Source organism: Janthinobacterium sp. P210005 (assembly GCF_036231865.1).
GTDB lineage: Bacteria > Pseudomonadota > Gammaproteobacteria > Burkholderiales > Burkholderiaceae_D > Janthinobacterium > Janthinobacterium kumbetense.
Genome location: NZ_JAZARC010000003.1, coordinates 301,472 through 320,013, shown reverse-complemented (window position 1 = coordinate 320,013; position 18,542 = coordinate 301,472). Strand labels below are relative to the sequence as shown.

The window sequence follows — 18,542 nt, the reverse complement described above, 5'->3', positions numbered from 1 at the left end:
GGGCGCCTAGCGCTTCAGCGCCATGCCGACGGAGGCGGGCGCCGTGTGCTTGAAACCGAACTGCGCATACAGGTCTTGCGCCTGGCCATCGGCGATCAGGCTGACATACGCGCTTTCCGGCACGCCGCGATCGATGAACTGGCGGATTTCGCGCATGATCAGCTTGCCCAATCCCTTGCCCTGGTGGGCCGGCAGCACGGCGATATCGACGACCTGGAAGAAACAGCCGCCGTCGCCGATGATGCGGCCCATGCCCACCACCTCGTCGCCATGCAGCACTTGCACGGCAAACAGGGAATTCGGCAAGCCCCTGGCCGCGGCAGCCGTGGTTTTCGCGCTCAGGCCGGCGGCGACGCGCAGGTGCTGGTAGGTGGCGATGGAAGGGATGGCCAGGCGGGTGGTGTAGGGCGATGCTGCGGTCAAGGCGGTCTCCTGTAGAAATAGTTTGGAGCGGCAATTATAGGCGGCGATGGATTTTCGTGACGGCAGGCTTTATTCATCGCGCGCTATGTCGTCCGTGCCGCTTTTGCGCTATGGTGGCGCCATCCCCATATTTGTTGAAAGCACGCCATGTCCGCAGGATTTACCGCCACCGAGTTGTCCGTCATCAATGAAGACGACGCCCTGATCACCACCCTGGCCGCGCCAGCCGGCAAAGGCGAGCCCGTCTACCTGATGCTGCAGCGCGCCGACGAGTATGACGAGCAGGACGTGGCCATGGGCATGGACGAGCCCTACATCGAATATGGCGGCCAGGAATTTGCCTGGTATGGCCACATGCACGCCGTCATCCTGCATCCGAACCGTTTGTCCGTGCAGATGGATGCCGAGGCCGCCATGCAGATGGACGACGACGGCCAGATCGACGTGCGTTTCAATTTGACGCCGGAGCGCTACGCCCAGCTGCAGCAGGCGCTGCGCACCACGTTCGAGGGCTGCGACTACTATCGCGAAGAACGTTGATCTGCGCGGACGCCGCCGGCCATGATGTCGGGTATGCTGGATAGAGGATATGGACTGGGGGAGTGGACGATGACGGTGCTGATACTCGGTTTGCTGCTGTTCCTGGGCTTGCACTCGGTGCGCATCGTCGCTGACGGCTGGCGCAGCGCCCAGCTGGCGCGCCTCGGCGAAAAGCGCTGGAAGGGCCTGTATTCGCTCGTGGCGTTCGTGGGGCTGGGCCTGATCATCTGGGGCTACGCCCTGGCGCGCCAGCAGCCGCAAGTGCTGTGGTCGCCGCCCATGGGCTTGCGCCACATCAGTGCCCTGCTGATGCTGTTCTCGCTGATTTTATTGGCGGCGGCCAATGTGCCGCGCAACCATATCAAGACCCTGGTGCACCACCCCATGCTGCTGGGCACGCAATTCTGGGCCGTGGCGCATCTGCTGGCCAACGGCAACGTGGCCGATGTGCTGCTGTTCGGCGGCTTTCTCGTCTGGTCGTCAATCGATCTGTATGCCGCCGTGCAACGCGACCGCGCGGCCGGAGTGGCGTACGAGGGCGGCACCATGGCAGGCACCCTGATCGCGGTCGGCGCGGGCTGTGCGCTGTGGCTGCTGCTGGCGTTCTGGCTGCACGGCGTGCTGTTTGGCGTGCGGCCGTTTGGATAGCCGGACGGGCGCAAACGCAATTCCGTGCGTTTCAGCATTATCGATACGGAGTGGGCGGCGGTGAAGGCGGGCCTGGAGGGCAGGCTGCGGTGTCAGGGGATTTTTGGCCGGATGGAAGAGCGGCCGCTGGCGTCCAGCATAGCGCGTAACAGCTGGTCGCCCAGGCGGTTTGAGAAGTGCGTCTCATCCCAAAACATGGGCATGGAAGGAGAGACATTGTCAGAATGATCACTTTCACCGTTGCGCAGCTCATAGTCAAGCAAAGGCACATGGAATTGCGATGCGAGCAAGGTGACCTCCCTTTTCCACTGCGCGGCTTGAGGCACGAGTCCGGCCTGGCGGATACGTGTTTGCCATTTTTCGCTAACAGGCAAAATCAGCAAAATAACTTCTATCTGCCTGGTTTGCGCGAGATGGAAGATGGCCGTCAAATCCCTGATATCGGCGGCATTGTTTGCATGATTTTGACAAGCGCTTGCAATCGTCTTGAAGAGCTGCTTAAAGCGCGACTCATGTGCTTGCGCTCCCCCTGCACGTGTCGCCCCTTTAGCCTGATCGTCATAGTAACGTCCTTGTTTGTCAAAATAGCTGTCGAAGGAGCGCGGAGGGAACAGATTTATTTTCAGCGTTCTTAGGCTGTATATGACGGCATTTTCGGGCGACAGATAATGAAACGGCAAGTCGAGCTCATTTTTTGTCACCGCATTTTCATTTTTCGTTTCGCAGGCATTGGATGTGAGGTAATTGACTTCCAAATACAGCCTTCGAATGCGTGCCCCTTGGCTCAGGGTGAAAAACAGATCCCTGGCTGTTGATAGCGGCAGGGCATCGATGCCAGCCACTTGAACGTTGCCGCCGTATAAGCTGGAGGCGAGTGTTTCGTTGAAACCACGCCGTACCCGGGAAGAACCAAGAATCAGCACGTCAGGCGGGTTCAGCGTGCTGCGCAATACAGCCGCGCTTGTCTGGCTACTGTTAGGAATCTCCAGTCTGATGGTATTGATCTTATGGCTCGACTGGTGCCGCCAGATGGCATAGGGATCGACGATAAAAACGAGTCCGGCAACAAGGAGCGCGAATCCGAGCGCAATGAAAAAAACGCAGGCGAAAAAGCGCGCGATGGGGATGTCTTGATTAAAACCCTGCATATTTGAACTCTTTGACAGCGGACAAATTGATGAGTGCCAGGCACAGCGCGACGGCGACTGCTACCGCCCACGCCAGGCTGGGTTTCCAGGCCAGCGAGCTGGTCGTGGACTTTTTCAGCTGCACGCTCCAGGCGGGGAGCTCTTTCGCCATCAGGTCGATCAGGGAAGGGGCCGACCAGTTAAATGCCACGGCGGCGAGGATGGCGGTGATGCCGAAAAAACCTCCAGGCCAGGCGCTTGCCTGCCCGGCACCCAGCAAGCCGAGCATGACGTGCCTGGCCTCCTGCCAGTCGGGCGTGGCCCACAGGCTGACGGAAAAGCCGATGGCCGCCAGCGTGAAGGCCCTGCCAGCCCAGTGCTGCAGCTTGCCGCCTTTGCGCGACACCAGATTCCAGCTCCGCAAGGCGTGGTTGCCCGTGACGAGCAGCCCTTGATAAATGCCAAAGATCAGCAGCGGAATGGTGGCGCCATGCCAGATGGCGACAGCCATCATCACCACGAACAGGGCTGCGTAATGCCGCCATACCTGGCGTTTCCTGGTCAGGGGCCGATACAGGTAGTCGCGCATGAAGGCACCCAGGGTCACATGCCAGCGGGTCCAGAATTCGACCGGGCTGGACGACTTGAACGGGGCATGGAAATTGACGGGCAAGTGGATGCCGAACATGCGGCTGATGCCCATGGCCATTTCCGAATAGCCGCAAAAATCATAGTACGTTTCAAACAGGAAACCCAGGCAGGCGATCCAGGTCTCGACGAGGCCGATGGGGTCGCCTTGTCCCGCGCGCAGGAAAACGTCGCCTTGCGCGTACAGGAAAATGGGGGAAATGCAGGATTTCTTGAACAGGCCCATGGTAAACAGGGTGAGGCCGACGGCATAGTCGCGCGGCGCCGGATGCAAGGCCGACGACGTGCCCGGCGCGCCCAGGAATTGCGGCAGCATGTCCTTGTGCGACAGCAGGGGGCCGGCAGGCAAGTGGGGAAACCAGGCCACGAAGAGCGCGTATTCGAGCGGATTGGTGCTGCGGGCCTGTCCCCGCGCCGTATCGACCAGGAAGGCGATTTGCGTAAACGTGAAGTACGAGATGCCCAGCGGTAAGGCTGGGATCGCCATCCCGGGCACGACAAAGAATTTCGCATACTTGTACGCGGCAAGAAAACATAAATTTCCCGCAATGGCCAGCGCCAGGTAGCGGGTTTTCCCGCGGTTCCTGCCGATGACGCCGGCGAGCAGCCAGTTGGCGCCCATCGATGCACAAAACAGCAGCAGGTTGTGCGCATCGTTGAGGTAATAAAAAGCCAGCGAAATCAGCAGCGGCAGCAGCAGCTTGACATGGCTTGTCGACAGCAAGTGGCGATAGCCATACGCGGACAGGGGCAGGAAGGCGAGGGCAAACCAGTACGAGGTAAAACTCATCGTATTACAGGCGTGCCTTGGCCGAGTTGGTGGCGTTCAAAAACAGCTTGGCCCAGATTTCCCGCACTTCCAGCCATTTGGCGAGTTCTTCCGGTTTTCTGACGGCTTCACGGATACGCGACAGATAGGTCGATTGTCCCATCGCATAAGCGCGGCAGTTGCTGCAATCGATATTCGAACTGCAGCACTTGCCCTTGCCCGGTTGATGATCGACATGCACATGCACTTGCTTGGTGACGCGAAAACCGCAGTTCCTGGCGATCTTGGTGACGGGATCGATGTCATACAGCTTGTCGCCCGTGACCCAGTCGTCATAGTGCAGGGAGTATTGGACCGTTTCCGGATAGGCCAGCATGGCGCGCACAATTTCCGCGCGTGCATGGGCAAAGTCGGCTTGCGTCAGGGCCAGGCTTTGCGTGGCACTGCTGATGCGGAAATACGCCTTGTCGTTATCGGCCTTGTTTTCCAGCTTGTCCAGATAGCGGGTGGTGGGACTGAAATAGCTGAAGGTGAGCGGCAAGCCGTGACTGTTGGCAAGCTCTGCCATGATCATGATCTGATTGATATTCAGGGAGGTAATGGTAAACACGCAAACGGCACGCGGGTCGTCGCGGTAATTGTTCATCGCCTTGGTCAGCACGTCGCCGGCGCGCAATGAACTGCCGATTTCATCGACACCCCAGGAAGAGATATGGATGCGATAAAAGATATCGTCCGGCAAGCGTATCGTACCATTGGTAAACACAATGCCATGCGGGATGTATTTTTGGGCCGCACGCAGCCGGTCGGGCACCAGGCTCGGTTCCGCGCCCGCCATGTAGGCCAGCGTGACGCCACGCGCCGCATCGGCGGCAAACAGGGCATCCCATTCGGCAAGCGAACGGCTGTCTTCGTGTCCTTCGTTTTCCTCGCCTTCGAAAAACAGGCAGCCCTCGCAACGCAAATTGCATTTTGACGCCACATCATAGTTGGCCGCCTTGAGGGTTCCCAGCCGCGCATTGAGTTCACGAAAATAGGCGAAGTCATTTTGCTTCGTGGCGGACGCAAGTTCAGAGAGGGAGTTCATAGGCACCGGAAGGTAGGATCGAAAAATTTATGGACATTGAGCATCCCGTACGGCGAGGCATGACGGCAGCTTGCATGCCCAGACGTGAGCCGTAAAGTGGGCGAGGGCCTGAGGCTTTAGTATGCCGCTTGCTCCGGCAAAATGAAATATTGGCTATAAATTAATTTACTTTTGAGCCACATCTTTTTATTGCAATGCAAGATTTTCTTGACAGTATGAAATACTCCATTTTTACCGTTTGCAGGGCGTGCGCGGCCGGTGCTGCGGCGCGTGACTAGCAAGTTGGGTGCACAGGGTGCGCATTTGACACGGAGGGGGCGGTGAAAGTGTGGAAAATCAGGCGAAAAAAAACCACCCGATCCTGAGAATGAGTGGTTGTTTTCTGGTGTTGCGATGTCTGGTGGTGCCGGGAGCCGGAATCGTCTCTCCTGTATTAATGCGGCTTTGCGGTGTTCGTGCGTAATTCGTGCGTAATCGAAATTAATTTTTCTCGCGGTACGATTGTGCCCACGCGATCACCTCTTTGGCATTGTACAGGGGCTGCGCGCGGCCCTTTGATGTCGGCAGGCGGATTGCTTTGGGAAACGATGGCAGGCATGCCATCTGTTCACGAACCGTACCTGGTTCGCGTTTCAAGTACGCGGCAATAGTGGCAATGTCCCACAGGTCAATGGCCAGCGGAATCGATGGTGTCATCCGCTGGGCGACCGCATCGGCCAGGCGCTCAATCAGATCAACGTCACTCATATTTTGCTCCCTGGAGTGCTTGCCGGTTTTAGTGGTGTGTTGAATGTCCATATCGTTTTGTTTCTCAGTAAGTGGTAATGCAGGTGGAGGCTTGGCTGCGTTGTGGGCACCCTGCATCACGGATACGACCAGTACAGGCTGAACAACGCGCTGGCCAGCGACGCAAACGCGACGGCCAGCGACGCAAACGCGACGGCGATATGCAAGCGGTATGGCATTGGCTCAGCGCGACCCTGGCGCCGTTTGCTTGGTTTGCCAAGCGATGCGTTGACGGCCGCAATGTGCGCCGCGATAGAGCTGTTTTCGCGCTGCTCGGCCTTTTGGGCGAGGCGCTTCTCCAGGCAGCGCAGTCGTCGAACAAGTCCTTGGTTGGAAAAAGTGTTCATGCTTTCTCCTCGTCGGCAACGAGTGCTGCTTTCAAGATTTCACGCACTGTCCCGGACGTGAGGTCGTCTGGAACTTCAATCCGGATAGTGCAGCTTTCCTCATCCCAATTCACTGCTCCCGCGCGCTCAAGAAAGTCGATCATCTCGGAGTCCGCTGGACCGGTCGATGATTGCGATTGTCCGCTTGGGATTGCGACCAAGGAATTGGCAAGTGCCCGGCGCAGATCAACTACCTCTGACAGAATTGCGTTATTTTGGGCTTGCTGATGGGTCATGGCCGGAAACCGTTCCTTTACCGCTGCGATCCTGGATTGCCACATTTCTGGCGCGATTTCGACTAGTGTTTGCGTGGGATGCTTAGTGCCGAATTCCTCGATCAGTGCGCCGACGATCTCGACCGGGCTGGTGGCCCATTTGAATTCCGGCCGATAGGCGGCGATCTCCTGCAGCAGCTGGTAGCCAATGTTGGCCATGGCCGCGACCTGGTGGTCATTGCTGGCTTTGAAATTGAGTGCGCCGGCGTTGACCATCAGCCAGGTATCGCAGTAACCGGTGGCTGGTGCGCTTGGCCAGGCCAGGCGCTCTTGGACTTCGACTGCGTCAATACGTTCCTGGGCGGGCGTGGCCGCGATGTTCTCGCTGTTCATTGTGTTTCCTTCGCGGTGGTAGGTGATGCGGTTGCGGATGTTGGCCAAGGCCATGCTGCTGGCTTCGTAGGACTTTTGGGTTTGCGTACACGCGGCGCCGGCTTCTTGGTTTCTGGCTCTGGCTGGTTGTCCGCAGTTGCTGCAGGCGGCTCGATTGCGGCGACTTCGTCCTGCGGCGCCAAGTTGATTTGATCTGCGAGGTCGTCGGCATCTTCTTCGTCGGATTGCTCCCGCACCACGTGGGCCGCGCCAGGTGTGCTTGTTTCTTCGGCGCGCAGCCAGACTTGACCAGGCGCGTAATACCAGCCGTGGGTATTTGCAGCCTGTTCAAGGGCTTTGATCATCAGCGGGCACTCGGCGAGGATGAACTTGGTGAGATCGTTCAGGCGGCCTGGTGAGTTGGCGATGATGTCGCCCAGTTGCTGTACCTGGACGTCTTCGAATGGAATCTCTTCCATTTCCAGCTGCAGGCGCACGGCATCTGGATCAAGACCTTCATGCCTGGCCATGGCGTGCATGGCGGCTTCTTGATTTACATATTCATCATCGTCGAGCCATCGACTACCTGCCAGGCAGTCGCCCAGCAGCATGTCGACCAGTAGCAGTTGTACGTCGGGCAGGCCGGCCTGGTCGATGTATGCGTGAATGCTCTCGGTGGTCGACGTGTCAAACGGATAGTCCAGTTCCTGATCCGGCAGCTCGTGGGTGGTCAGCGCCAGTTTGGTGAATTCGCGCAGCGAGGCCAGTGAGAATCCGTTCGCGCCTTTAGCGCGTAGACGTTTGTACAGTTCGATGCGGTAGCGTTCGTCCTGTTCGTCCTGTTTTTCGGCTGCGGCCTCTTCCGCGCGAGCCTTGGCTGCTTCTGCCTGCTTGGCCGGCGTGTTCGCTGCCGCTTCCTTTATCTCCGCCATGGCGCGCACATCAGCCATGCGTGCGGCATGAACTTCGACCGTTTCGCATGCGCCAGCGTCTTCCAGTAGTTTTTGGATGAGTGCTTTGTCATAGAAGGGGATCAGGTCGCCGTTGGGCTGCTTGACATACCATGCCGGCTCAGGCAGCAGGCCGCCTTCGAGGAACATGGTTGCATTCCCGTAGTTTTGCGTGGCCGGTGCGTTACGGTCAAACATCCATAAGGCTGCGTCGGCTTTGACGAACAGGGTGTATTTGTCGTTGGTGTTTCGGTGGTATCGCGTTGCTCCCTCCTCGCCTTCATAGACAGGGATGCCGCCCTTGGCAGCTGCAACAATCGTCAACGCATCGTGCGCCAGGCGCTTCTCGGCGTAGCAATTAGGGTCTGTGCAGACGTCTGCACTTTTGGTGTCGCTAAATACCTCCGGTTGATTGCCGGATTTTTTAGGGCATTTGGTACAGGCACCAGCCAGTGGCAGCAGGGTTGCGTCGGTCAGTTTGAACAGTGCGCGCGTCAGATCGACCATGTAGTTTTGCTGGATGTGCCGAAGTGCGGCGCGATAGGGCATAGGTTCGCCAGTACCCTGGTAGGTAGGGGTGCTTATCTCACCGAGAGCTTTGATCTGCAGCGCCGGCACGGGAATGCGTGCGATTAGCAGCGCGGTCGACGGCGAGATCGCGTCATCGAGGAATTTCTCGCGCACCTCGGTCGTCAGGGCGCACAGTTTCAGGCGGCCGTAGATGTGGCTACGCGATTTTTTCAGTTTTTCTACCAGGCGATCAGCGGTGTAGCCGGCATTGAGCATCAGCTCCTGGAACCCTTCGGCTTCTTCCATCGGGTGTGGGTCTTCGCGCTGCAGGTTCTCCAGCAGCTGGATTTCGCGCGCCTGCAGGTCCGTCAGCTTGCGGATCATGGTCGGCCCGCGCTGCAGCTCGGCGATGTTACCGGCGCGCCAGCGGCGCTCGCCGGCGACGATCTCGAAATGCTGTGGCGCGTCAGCGGTTGGCGTGACAGGGCGAATCAGGATGGGCTGGACAATTCCGACTTCCTTGATGTTGGCGGCAAGTTGCTCCAGCGCGGTCTGGTTGAACCGTTTGCGGTTGGTGTAGCTGGGGCGGATGTCAGCCCATTCGGTGATGGCGAACACCTGGTCGTCGACCAGCTCGTCGACGACGATGCGTTTTTCGCTGCGGGCCGGGGCTTTCTTCATGCCTCCGATGGTGGGTATTACGAGGTCGCTACTCATGTGCGGCTCCTGGTTGTGGGCGGGTACGGCCCGGTTAGCGTTTAATGAAATCGAAAGGAGTGCTGCGGCCGATGGCCAGCAGCTCATGGCCTTCGGCCAGCTGCGCCACCAATGCGGCCTTGGCCTGGCGGGGAGTCATGGCGCGGCCGTCCGGGTGGGTGAAACCGCGCAGCTCGTGTAGTGGCCTGGCCAGCACGCTGCGTACGTCGATTGCCAGGTGGACGAGCGGGGCGGTCATGCTGGCACCCGCGGCAGTGGTACGCCCAACCTGACTCCGACGCCCGTCGGCACGACGATGTTGATCAGCCAGATGGTGTGCAGCGGGCTGGGCTGCGCGGTGGCCATGACGGGCGGATCGATGCGGTAGCCTCGTGCACGCATGACGTCGAGCAAGCGCAGCATGTCGATACTGCGGCCGCCGTCAGACGACAGGTCTGTCGGATCGCAGCGAACAGACTTGGCCAGGTGCTGCAGGCGCGCCAGTGCGGCGTTCGCGGCCAGTGCTTGGCTCAGACGCTGGTCGTGTGCCAGCGGCTTGGTGGCGGTCTTCATTGCGCTGCCTTGAGCGGCTGAACGGATACCAAGCACGGACCGAAAATGTCGATCATGTTCATGATCGCGGACGCAGCGTCTACAGCGATGGCGGCAATTGGAAGAGCATCGCAAGGCAGTTGGCCAGGCATGCGAACCGTGACGGCAAAGATACCTATTGGACCCATTACTTTTGCTCCATTGATGTGGTTGACCTTTGGCGGATATTACTAAATGGTAATGAGTCAGTCAACACTAAATGGTGATATTGGGATTTTTGGGGGAAGGAGTTACAAATTGAGGGCGAAAAAAAAGCCCCGATTGGGGCCTTTTACTGTGCTATTTGGTGATCTTGCTCGCTTGGTGCTGCGCTTCTGTGCTCGTGAGTGCTAGACGTAGTTGCTATCTTTCTTGACGACGCGACCTATGATCAGGCACTCCCGGTCGCGGCAAAGCTTTCGTCCATATTTCGCTTGGTCTCGATTATCGGAGCTCAGCCACCACTCCCCGACATCCCTCGTCAGCCGCTTTACCACGGCTTCGCCGTCATAGTTGACGGCAAATACGGCCGAGTCGACGGGTTTTGTGTCGGCGGTATTGACGACTACCGTGTCTCCATCGTAGAGGGCGGGCATCATGCTATCCCCCTTCACCTGGATGGCGATTAGGCGATCAGGATCAAGGCCGTGGTCTCTAATGAATTCGCGGCTTAAAGCATATACGCCGCCTTCTCGACGGTCATCCTCTACTTGAAAGCCAGTAATGCCTGCAGATAGTCGCAACTTGACCCTGCGAATGAAAACCATGCTGTTTTCATCTGGGTCCGCAAGAACAACTCGCTGGAATTTGATCAGGTTGTCTGTTGGCGCGAGTTCCGCCAGGCCATCAAGCCAGCCAGTTGGGACGCCAGCCCTGGCTTCAATCTTGCGGGCCTTTTTTTCGCCAAAAGATTTGGTCTTGAGTAACCCAGAAATTTCGCTTTGGCTTTCACCCGTTTTTGCAACGAAGTCGGCCTGAGACTCGTAGTGCTCCTGTATTAGCTTGGCTAGTCGTGCGCGGCGGATGTCTTGAATAGTCATCTGCAGATTGTCCCCCTTCATTACCGCTTAGTAAATTACCAAAGGGTGTTGACCTTTATCATTACCGTTTGGTAATATTTGGCATGGATAAATTACACCGTTACCTAAATAGCCTCACAAAGGACGCCAGAGCCTCATTTTTTGCGCGGGTCGGAACGAGTGAGGGTTACCTACGTAAAGCGATCAGCATCCAGCAAAAGCTTGGTGAAGGTCTCTGTATCAAGATCGAGCGTGAGTCCTCAAGAGCCGTCCGGTGTGAGGATTTGCGCGGGGATGTTGATTGGGAGTATCTCCGCGCGGGTGTTCCAGCGACACCGGGTCAGTGATTGATTTCCAAGAATACCGTTTTGCTACTGCGGGCCACAACCACCACTTTGAAGGAACTGTTGTGAAAATAAAAAAATCGTACCTTGGAATGATCAAGGCATTTCCTGGCGGTTGGGACGCAATCGCGGCCGCCCTGGGCATGAGCCGCAATGGACTGGAAAACCGCGTTTACGAACGCAAGGGGCAGGGCGTTGCTGTTGACACGGCCCTGCAACTGCAGGCGTTCTCCAACACGACGCTGTTTGCTGAAGCCGTAGCGGCATCGAGCGGCGGTGCCTTCGTGAAGCTGCCAGCTGATCTTTCGGATGGCAACGAAGTAATTGCCAAGAAGTTCCGTGAGGTCTATATCCGCTTGGGCCGCTTCGCTGAGCGTTTCGAGGAGGCCATCGCCGGCGACGATGAAATCGACGCGAAGGAACGTGCTGAACTCGATGCCATTCTGGATGGTGTTCACCAATCGCTTTCCGAAATGATGGCGCTGAGCATTCGCGTGTATTGCAAGCCGGATGGCAACCAGGATGGTGCTGCATGAGTGCCCATTACGGCCCGCGCACCGGAACGCGCCCTGATCTCGCCTTTCGCAAGCTGGCCCAGCTGGGTGGGCGTGCCGGCTTGCATGGCTGGATGAATGCCATTGCCTGGACGCGCCCGATTACAGCCTTTGAGCGTGAAATTGTGAACTCGCTGATGCGCTGCCACGTAGTGCGCCGCGAGGCTGGCGATTACGTGGTGACCCAGAAAGGCTGGGATTTTGTTGGCCGCGCGCCTGCAACCAAGGCGGCGCCGGCAGGCCAGATTGCAGGGCCACGCTACGTCGGAAAGAAACTCCCATTGTCTCCCGCGAACATGGTGCGTGCGCCGCTGGCACGTCCTGGTTCGTTTGACTATGCAACGATACCCTCCCGAATGGGCAGCCAGCGCGTGCCGCACGTCCTGGCTATGCCTGGGGTGCTGGGAGCGATGGTCAGTGAGTAATGTTGCCCAGGTAATTGCTCAAATGGCGGACTGTGATATGCCGCCGCTTCCAACGAATCATCCCGTACTAGATGGCAAGTTTCATCGTTTCGGCCCTAAGAAAAAGGGCTGGTACATTCTGCGTGAACTGGTTCTCAAGACCGGTCGCAGGGTCGTCACTGGCGCTTTCGGTTTTCACCAGGGTGACAACCGGAATACCGTACCTGTCACCATCGACGCCGAGGCGATGACGGAAGACGAGCGCGCTGAATTTTCTACCAAGCTGCGCGAGAACGAAAAGCGCGAGGCCGAGAAGAAGCAGCGCGAAGCGCAGCTGGCCGCCAACCGCGCGCGCGATCAGTGGATGAAGGCCGCAGGCAACGTCGTGCAACATCCTTACCTGGACCGCAAGCAGGTTACTGGCGAGGGTGTACGCGTCGACCGCGCCGGATCATTGCTGATCCCGCTGCAGCGTGCTGGCCAGATCATTGGCCTGCAAAAGATTGATCAGGCTGGTGAGAAGCGCTATAACGCCGGCATGGACAAGCCGGGCGCGTTCCATATGCTCGGCCAGCCGCTCGATGCGCCTATCATCGGCGTTGGCGAGGGTTACGCCACGTGTGCAAGTGCGCGTGCGGCCGCAGCGCTGGCTGGCGTCGATCTGCCGGTGGCCGTGGCTTTTGATGCCGGCTCTTTGGCGTCCGTGGCTGCCGCTTTGCGTGAGGCGTTCCCGCAGGCGCATCTGCTTTTTCTGACGGACGATGATGACCAGGTGGTGGAGCGTTTCATCGAGCGCTTGCGCGAGGACTATCAGGTTCTGGCTGCCGTGCGAATCGACGGCGCGTCGCATTTGGTTCTGGCCGATGATGGCGTCGACGTCGATGTGACTGCCTGGTGGCGCACGGACGCGGCCGGCGTGCCGTACATCGAGGCGGACGTGCGTACCGGCCGCCGGCAACAGCGCTACACGTTCAAGAACGCCGGCGTGGCCAGCTGCTCGGCGCTGTGCCGCAAGATGCAGCGCACGTCGATGGTCATGCCTGCGTTTGCCGATAGGGTAGGGCGCAAGCTTAGCGATTTCAATGACCTGCAGATTGAGGAGGGACTTGAGGCGGTAGCGGCGCAGATCGGGGTTGCCATCCTTGCTGCGCAGCAGCCTAAATCTGCCCTTCCTGTCCCTTCCGCCGCGCCAGCGGCCAATTCAATGGTTCCGCCTGTAGCTGTTCCGGTGGCCGGTGGCGTGTCCCCCATTCCCCCTGCTGCGCAGCAGCCAGATTCTGGTTTTCCCGACGCCGGCGTGATCGCGCCAGTGCTTGACCTCGGGGTGTTGTTCCTAGAAGGCGTGACGGACGAATCCCCCCCTCCCCCTGGTGCGGAGCAGCCAGCCCGCAGGAGCACTGTCGACGCAGAGGCGGACGATAGTGAGGCGCGTCTTGCCGCCACGTTGGAAGCGGGATACGCCGATGGATCGCTGCCTGAGCCTCCTGACGAGGGCGGCTCCGCTTCCGCGCCGGGGGCGGGGGGTGACGGCAAACAGGCGAAGGACAAACCGAAAAAAGTTTACGGCGCCGACCACTGGAACCAGGTTGAGTACGTGCTGAAGAACTTTGTGCTTGTTTATGGCGAGGACCTGGTGTGGGATGTGTCGCAGCGCATGCTGATGAAGATTTCCAGCATGCGCACCATCGTGGCCAACAACGACGTCATGAAGTTTTGGGGTGGCGATGCACGGCGCTGGGTGCTGAAGAAAAACATCGTCTTCGACCCACAGGACATACCGTCGCCGGCATCGAGCGGCGCCACGGCCACGGTGAACCTGTTCAATGGCTGGAAGATGCAGGCACGACGCGGCAGCTGCTTGCGCATCCAGACACTGATCGCGCACTTGTGCGACGGCAATGACGCCCTGGTCGAGTGGGTGGAGCGTTGGCTGGCCTATCCGCTGCGCAATCGCGGCGCGAAGATGGAGACGTCGATCATCATGCACGGCGACGAGGGTAGCGGTAAGAACTTCTTCTTCGAGAAAGTCATCAAGAAAATCTACGGCGAGTATGGCTATGTGATCGGCAATGCGCAGCTGGAGAGCCAGTTCAACGACTGGGCCTCGATGAAGCTGTTCATGGTGGCCGATGAGGTGGTGACGCGCTCGGAGCTCAAGCACATGAAGGGCAAGCTCAAGTACCTGGTGTCAGGCGACATGATCATCATCAACCCGAAGGGGTTGCCTGAGCATGGTGAGGCGAACCACATGAACTTCGTGTTCTTGTCGAACGAGCTGCAGCCGCTGGCCCTGGACAAGACGGACCGGCGCTACCTGGTGATCTGGACGCCGCCGGCATTGTCGCGCGAGTTCTATGTCCAGGTGGCCGAAGAGATCGCCAATGGCGGCATCGAGGCGTACTACCACTACCTTATGCACGAGCTGGATATGGGCGACTTTGACGAGCACACCAAACCGATCTACACCGACGCCAAGGACGACCTGATCGAGAAAAGCCTGACGCCAGCCGAGCGCTTCTACCGCGACTGGAGCCGGGGTTTCCTGCCGCTGCCCTTCATCACGTGCGGCGCTACCCAGCTATACGACGCCTACAAGGTCTGGTGCGACAAGAGCGGGGAATCGAAGTACATCTCGCAGACCATCTTCTCGCCCACCGTGCTGCGGTACGCCGGCGAGGCGCTGGAAAAGCACCTGATCAAGTATGAGCTGGGATCGGTGGTCAAGCAGCGCAACGTGTTTTTAGCCGGGAAGAAGCCAGAGGGCAAGACGCTTGCAGAGTGGGCGGCTGATGCATCAGGCCTGTTCGAAAAAAGTTTGAGGGCATACCGGAGTCGCAGTGGGGTTGATGCGGCCGATGTTGAGGGTTAAGCCATCACATCGTACCAAGCCATCACATCGCAAACCCGCATGGATGTTCGAATGTGATGGGTATGAAGGGTATTACGGGTTCTCGCGCACGCACACATGCGCGTATTGATGGGCAAGGCCGTTTGAATGTCGATGCTTCGCTGTATTTTTTTTGTCAGAAAGTAGAAAGAAGTAGTAACAGTACTCATACCCATCACAAGTAAGTATCCATGCGGGTTAGCGATGTGATGGGTATGTGATGGGTATGAAGGGTTAGCGGAGTACGGCTGGTTTTCATCGAAGAAGGAAGTGGAGGGCAGGACGATGAACAAGAAGGTGAGCATGCGGGAGCAAATGCCCCAGGTGGCGGCGATCATCGATGCGTTCCGCGAGGCATTTGGGGCGGAGGTGGTGGATGCGGCGATTCGGCGCGGCATGCGTGGTGGGCAGGGGTTCCACGCTACTGAGAATGGGCATGAGGTGGGCACGCCGGTTTATCGGGGCGTGCCGCTGGATAGAACGCCTGGGGGGTATGTGGGGCGGATGGGTGAAGTGGCGTGGCAGGCAGCATTGGATCAGCAAGCGATTGATAACGAGAAAAGGGGCTAGGCGATGGAAGTGAAAGCGGAAGATGCGGTATTTGAAAATGTGGGGCAGGCGGTGCATGTCTCATTCCTGATCATGGCCCAGGAGGCAAAGCAGGACGCGCCGTTGCGGGCGGCGTTGATCAAGGCGATGGAGTCGGTGCAGTTGAACGGCCGGCAGCGTTGCTGGCTAGAGCAGCTGCGCGGCACAGCGTCAGGCACAATCAATTTCGGCGGCCTGGATGGCAACGAGGTCCGCGCCCAGTGCGCCATGGTGCTGCAGGCGGTAAAGCATCGGCTGCCGAAGACGGAAATGTGGGTGCTCCAGGCGAAGTACGGGCAGACGGATTTCGAAGATGTGGATGGCAAGCGTCGTTTTGCTTTCTCTGCCGAGCGCATCGAGGCGATCAAGGGGTTGGCCGAGTGGTTCCGGCCAATGTATCCTGACCTGAATCCGTTGGCTATTGACTGCATGCTTGGCCGCCTATTCGCCAATCACAAGCAGCTAGACATCACGGTGCGTGACCTGGCCAAGTCTTTCGGCAGTCACCATATGACGTACCAGCGCGCATCGACAAGGATGCAGGGCCATTTGCGGGAGCTGGAGCAGATGGCCTTTATCCGGCTGGCGCCAAGCTTTGTCGCTGATGGCGTGGTCGAGGGGTTTTTGCAATAGCTTGACGCGGCTGTTACAGCGGGTGTATATTTCGGTCATTCTCGCAGCAGTAACGCCTAAAGCCCGCACAAGCGGGCTTTTTGCATTTTGCGAGACGATTTCTCAACAGCGAAAGAGGTGATCTATCTCGATCCGCTCCATAGCGGGGGATACATTCGTTTCTCGTGCTTGCCCACTTCGGTGGGCTTTTTTACTTGTGTTGATCGTACCGGCGAGACGCCCTGCGATCAACCACAACCAGTGATTGATCTTGGTGGCAATTATGTGCAGGCGTCTGCACGTAATATTAACCACGAATGACGATGCGGATTTAGCGGATGCATAAGGGAAATTGTCGGAATCAGGCTAGTTGAGAATTTGGAAGGTCATCCATTAGTTGCTGTGCTGTATCATGCTTAAAAATCACTTGAGGATTCAGCATGAAAAAGGCGCTTGGCGTTGGTTTTGTAGTGGTCTGTGTTGCTATCGGGGGCTATTGGGGCTCTGTTAAATATAGAGAGTCACAGCTCGTTGCTGCAATGGCGCCCCTGGTAAAGAATGGGTCGATCAGAGTCAACGATTCGGTATTGGTCGAAGTTGATCCCGGGAATATTACTTTTGGCGAGGCGATTAAAAAGCTGGACGAGAACACGTCGGAGATAGACAAAAAGATTATCGAGTTGCAGAGCTTGGACGCTTCCATTGCTCCAGGAAAGCAAACTTTGGCTGTTGAGTATCTCCGGGCTGGACAAGTTCTTACCCGCAGTTTAGCTGGATTGAGTAAGAAGAGTTTGACTGTGAGTGCGACGCGACAACGCTCGGACGAGGAGATGAAGGCAGTACGTTCTGCATCTGGGTATGCGGTCGAGTATGCCGTCAAGTCGGCACTGCGGGCGAATGAGGCTGCCACTAAAGCTGCAACTGATTACTTAGGACAGTTGCCAGAGATGTGCGAGTCAGCTAAAAAATTCAAGGACCAGCGGCAGAAACTTCTGAAGGATGGAATTTCAGAAAGTGTTATTAATCCGGATAATCTTGATAAGCTCGTTAGTAAATGTAACGCAGACAAAGAGCAAGTTAAGGCTGAAACAAAGCCTTCGACAGTTATGACTAAGTAGAAACGCACATGTGACACTGTGCTGTCGCTGAGCTGTTCCCTGCCGCCTTCGGGCGGTTTTTTTATTTGTATTGATGATGGTGCCATCAGGGAACGCGCATCAACCTCTAGGCACCCGGATTTCTTGTCGGGTGTTTTTGTGCAGACGTCTGCACATCGTCGTTCTAACCGGTGAACCTATGCCTACAGCTGCCCCTCGGCCTTGCGCTTTTCCAGCCTGCCGCACGCTTGTCAGTGATGGGCGAGGTAGATGCGACAAGCACAGGAAGCAAATGCGGGCTATGGATGCGGCAACACGTGGCACGGCGCATGAGCGCGGGTACACATCGGCCTGGGCGAAGGCACGGGCCGGCTATCTTGGCAAACATCCGCTTTGCGTGCACTGCTTGGCTGAGGGGCGCGCGGTGCCCGCGTCGGTCGTCGACCATATCATCAATCATAAGTTCAAGGCCGCGATGGACAGCGGTGATGCTGCCGCAATCGCCAAGGCAAAGGCGCTCTTTTGGGATAGCGAGAACAACTGGCAGCCGCTTTGCAAGCCGCATCACGACTTCAAGACAGGAACGGAAGAGGGCGCGTTCGGGCGACGAGAAAGGCCGGGCAAGGAAGTGTTTCAAATTTGAAACGTTTCACATGTGAAATGTTTATTTTTTGACATATCCGGGGTGGGTCGAAAGTTTAGCCGGAAATCGCGAAAGACCGGCCATGTAGCGTCAAATTTATGGAAATCGAAAACTACCCCCGGGGGGTTTCGGCCACTGATCATGCAGGAGAAACCCATGGACCAAAACCCGAACTTCAAGACCGGCTTGCCCGCAGTTGGCGCTGATCACGTCATATCAGGTGGCGATACGACTTCGCCACGTCCGCCTCCGGTCGTCGACCTGAGTGGTGAGGAGCTGCAGGTCTACGAATACCTGTGTGAATCGCTGCGCCTGGCGGGAATTGAGCACCTCACTGCCGGCATGCCGATTGCAGTCATTGTTAGAACATTCTGCGACTGGATCAAGGCGTCGAAGATGTGTGCTGAAAAAGGCCGTACGCAAGTTTCAAAAACCGGATGGGTTACGCCGTTACCCTGGGCCGATGATGAGAAGCGGCTCAAAATGGAGTTGGGCCAATGGCTACCAAAAGCGTGTTTGACAATCCCGTCGCTGGCGAGGGTAAGGAAGGACACGGGCGAGAGGGGCGGCCAGGACGATCTGTTCGGCGATCTCGTCGCCCACGCCACCAGCTCACCAGGAAGAAGGTCGATCAATTAACGCCATC

At 57.8% G+C, this 18,542-nt stretch carries 21 protein-coding genes and 1 pseudogene; 11 read left to right on the top strand and 11 right to left on the bottom strand.

Annotation, left to right across the window (positions count from 1 at the left end; translation table 11 throughout):
* Positions 1-6 precede the first annotated feature (6 nt).
* Entirely contained in the window at positions 7-423 is a 417-nt protein-coding gene (locus tag VPH40_RS15155) for a GNAT family N-acetyltransferase (RefSeq protein ID WP_328573863.1), read from the bottom strand.
* A 147-nt stretch (positions 424-570) separates the two neighbouring features.
* Here VPH40_RS15155 and VPH40_RS15150 point away from each other — a divergent pair, with 147 nt between their 5' ends.
* From VPH40_RS15150 to VPH40_RS15140, 3 genes and pseudogenes are all read left to right on the top strand, one after another.
* On the top strand, positions 571-963 hold the full coding sequence (locus tag VPH40_RS15150; RefSeq protein ID WP_077408640.1) for an Imm10 family immunity protein: 393 nt from the start codon (positions 571-573) through the stop codon (positions 961-963).
* Between the two features lie 33 nt (positions 964-996).
* A complete protein-coding gene (locus VPH40_RS15145) occupies positions 997-1,611 on the top strand; it encodes an NnrU family protein (protein ID WP_328573862.1) in 615 nt (204 codons plus the stop codon).
* Positions 1,612-1,698: pseudogene (locus tag VPH40_RS15140) on the top strand (GNAT family N-acetyltransferase); the annotation flags it as partial.
* Positions 1,699-1,703: 5 nt separating this feature from the next.
* Here VPH40_RS15140 and VPH40_RS15135 read toward each other — a convergent pair.
* The 10 genes from VPH40_RS15135 to VPH40_RS15090 form a co-directional block, all read right to left on the bottom strand.
* On the bottom strand, positions 1,704-2,759 hold the full coding sequence (locus tag VPH40_RS15135; RefSeq protein ID WP_328573861.1) for a hypothetical protein: 1,056 nt from the start codon (positions 2,757-2,759) through the stop codon (positions 1,704-1,706).
* Complete coding sequence (locus tag VPH40_RS15130; RefSeq protein ID WP_328573860.1) at positions 2,746-4,176, bottom strand: MBOAT family O-acyltransferase; 1,431 nt, start codon at positions 4,174-4,176, stop codon at positions 2,746-2,748. The genes VPH40_RS15135 and VPH40_RS15130 overlap by 14 nt, the downstream gene beginning before the upstream one ends.
* 4 nt (positions 4,177-4,180) lie before the next feature.
* Positions 4,181-5,242 (bottom strand): radical SAM protein, encoded by a 1,062-nt coding sequence (locus VPH40_RS15125; protein ID WP_328573859.1) that lies wholly within the window; start codon positions 5,240-5,242, stop codon positions 4,181-4,183.
* A 480-nt stretch (positions 5,243-5,722) separates the two neighbouring features.
* Positions 5,723-6,040, bottom strand: coding sequence for a hypothetical protein (locus tag VPH40_RS15120; protein WP_328573858.1), 318 nt, complete (start codon positions 6,038-6,040; stop codon positions 5,723-5,725).
* Between the two features lie 65 nt (positions 6,041-6,105).
* Positions 6,106-6,375, bottom strand: a complete 270-nt coding sequence (locus tag VPH40_RS15115; protein WP_328573857.1) for a hypothetical protein — start codon at positions 6,373-6,375, stop codon at positions 6,106-6,108.
* Positions 6,372-7,022, bottom strand: coding sequence for a hypothetical protein (locus tag VPH40_RS15110; protein WP_328573856.1), 651 nt, complete (start codon positions 7,020-7,022; stop codon positions 6,372-6,374). The genes VPH40_RS15115 and VPH40_RS15110 overlap by 4 nt, the downstream gene beginning before the upstream one ends.
* A complete protein-coding gene (locus tag VPH40_RS15105; RefSeq protein ID WP_328573855.1) occupies positions 7,019-9,178 on the bottom strand; it encodes a ParB/RepB/Spo0J family partition protein in 2,160 nt (719 codons plus the stop codon). The genes VPH40_RS15110 and VPH40_RS15105 overlap by 4 nt, the downstream gene beginning before the upstream one ends.
* Before the next feature lie 34 nt (positions 9,179-9,212).
* Positions 9,213-9,416 (bottom strand): hypothetical protein, encoded by a 204-nt coding sequence (locus VPH40_RS15100; RefSeq protein WP_328573854.1) that lies wholly within the window; start codon positions 9,414-9,416, stop codon positions 9,213-9,215.
* Positions 9,413-9,730 (bottom strand): hypothetical protein, encoded by a 318-nt coding sequence (locus tag VPH40_RS15095; RefSeq protein WP_328573853.1) that lies wholly within the window; start codon positions 9,728-9,730, stop codon positions 9,413-9,415. The genes VPH40_RS15100 and VPH40_RS15095 overlap by 4 nt, the downstream gene beginning before the upstream one ends.
* Positions 9,731-10,098: 368 nt before the next feature.
* The gene (locus VPH40_RS15090; protein ID WP_328573852.1) at positions 10,099-10,788 is read right to left on the bottom strand and encodes a S24 family peptidase; all 690 of its coding nucleotides are present in this window, start codon (positions 10,786-10,788) and stop codon (positions 10,099-10,101) included.
* Between the two features lie 322 nt (positions 10,789-11,110).
* Here VPH40_RS15090 and VPH40_RS15085 point away from each other — a divergent pair, with 322 nt between their 5' ends.
* The 8 genes from VPH40_RS15085 to VPH40_RS15050 all read left to right on the top strand — a co-directional run bounded on the left by VPH40_RS15085 (position 11,111) and on the right by VPH40_RS15050 (position 18,535).
* On the top strand, positions 11,111-11,647 hold the full coding sequence (locus VPH40_RS15085) for a YmfL family putative regulatory protein (RefSeq protein ID WP_328573851.1): 537 nt from the start codon (positions 11,111-11,113) through the stop codon (positions 11,645-11,647).
* Entirely contained in the window at positions 11,644-12,090 is a 447-nt protein-coding gene (locus VPH40_RS15080) for a hypothetical protein (protein ID WP_328573850.1), read from the top strand. The genes VPH40_RS15085 and VPH40_RS15080 overlap by 4 nt, the downstream gene beginning before the upstream one ends.
* Before the next feature lie 37 nt (positions 12,091-12,127).
* A complete protein-coding gene (locus tag VPH40_RS15075; RefSeq protein WP_328573849.1) occupies positions 12,128-14,938 on the top strand; it encodes a DUF5906 domain-containing protein in 2,811 nt (936 codons plus the stop codon).
* 303 nt (positions 14,939-15,241) lie between these two features.
* Positions 15,242-15,526 carry a hypothetical protein gene (locus VPH40_RS15070; RefSeq protein ID WP_328573848.1) on the top strand — a complete coding sequence of 95 codons (285 nt, stop codon included), beginning with the start codon at positions 15,242-15,244 and terminating at the stop codon, positions 15,524-15,526.
* Between the two features lie 3 nt (positions 15,527-15,529).
* Positions 15,530-16,177: a hypothetical protein gene (locus tag VPH40_RS15065; protein ID WP_328573847.1), complete on the top strand. Its 648-nt coding sequence runs from the start codon at positions 15,530-15,532 to the stop codon at positions 16,175-16,177.
* 419 nt (positions 16,178-16,596) lie between these two features.
* Positions 16,597-17,274, top strand: coding sequence for a hypothetical protein (locus VPH40_RS15060; RefSeq protein WP_328573846.1), 678 nt, complete (start codon positions 16,597-16,599; stop codon positions 17,272-17,274).
* A 280-nt stretch (positions 17,275-17,554) separates the two neighbouring features.
* A complete protein-coding gene (locus VPH40_RS15055; protein ID WP_328573845.1) occupies positions 17,555-17,896 on the top strand; it encodes an HNH endonuclease signature motif containing protein in 342 nt (113 codons plus the stop codon).
* A gap of 156 nt (positions 17,897-18,052) precedes the next feature.
* On the top strand, positions 18,053-18,535 hold the full coding sequence (locus VPH40_RS15050; protein ID WP_328573844.1) for a hypothetical protein: 483 nt from the start codon (positions 18,053-18,055) through the stop codon (positions 18,533-18,535).
* Positions 18,536-18,542 lie beyond the last annotated feature (7 nt).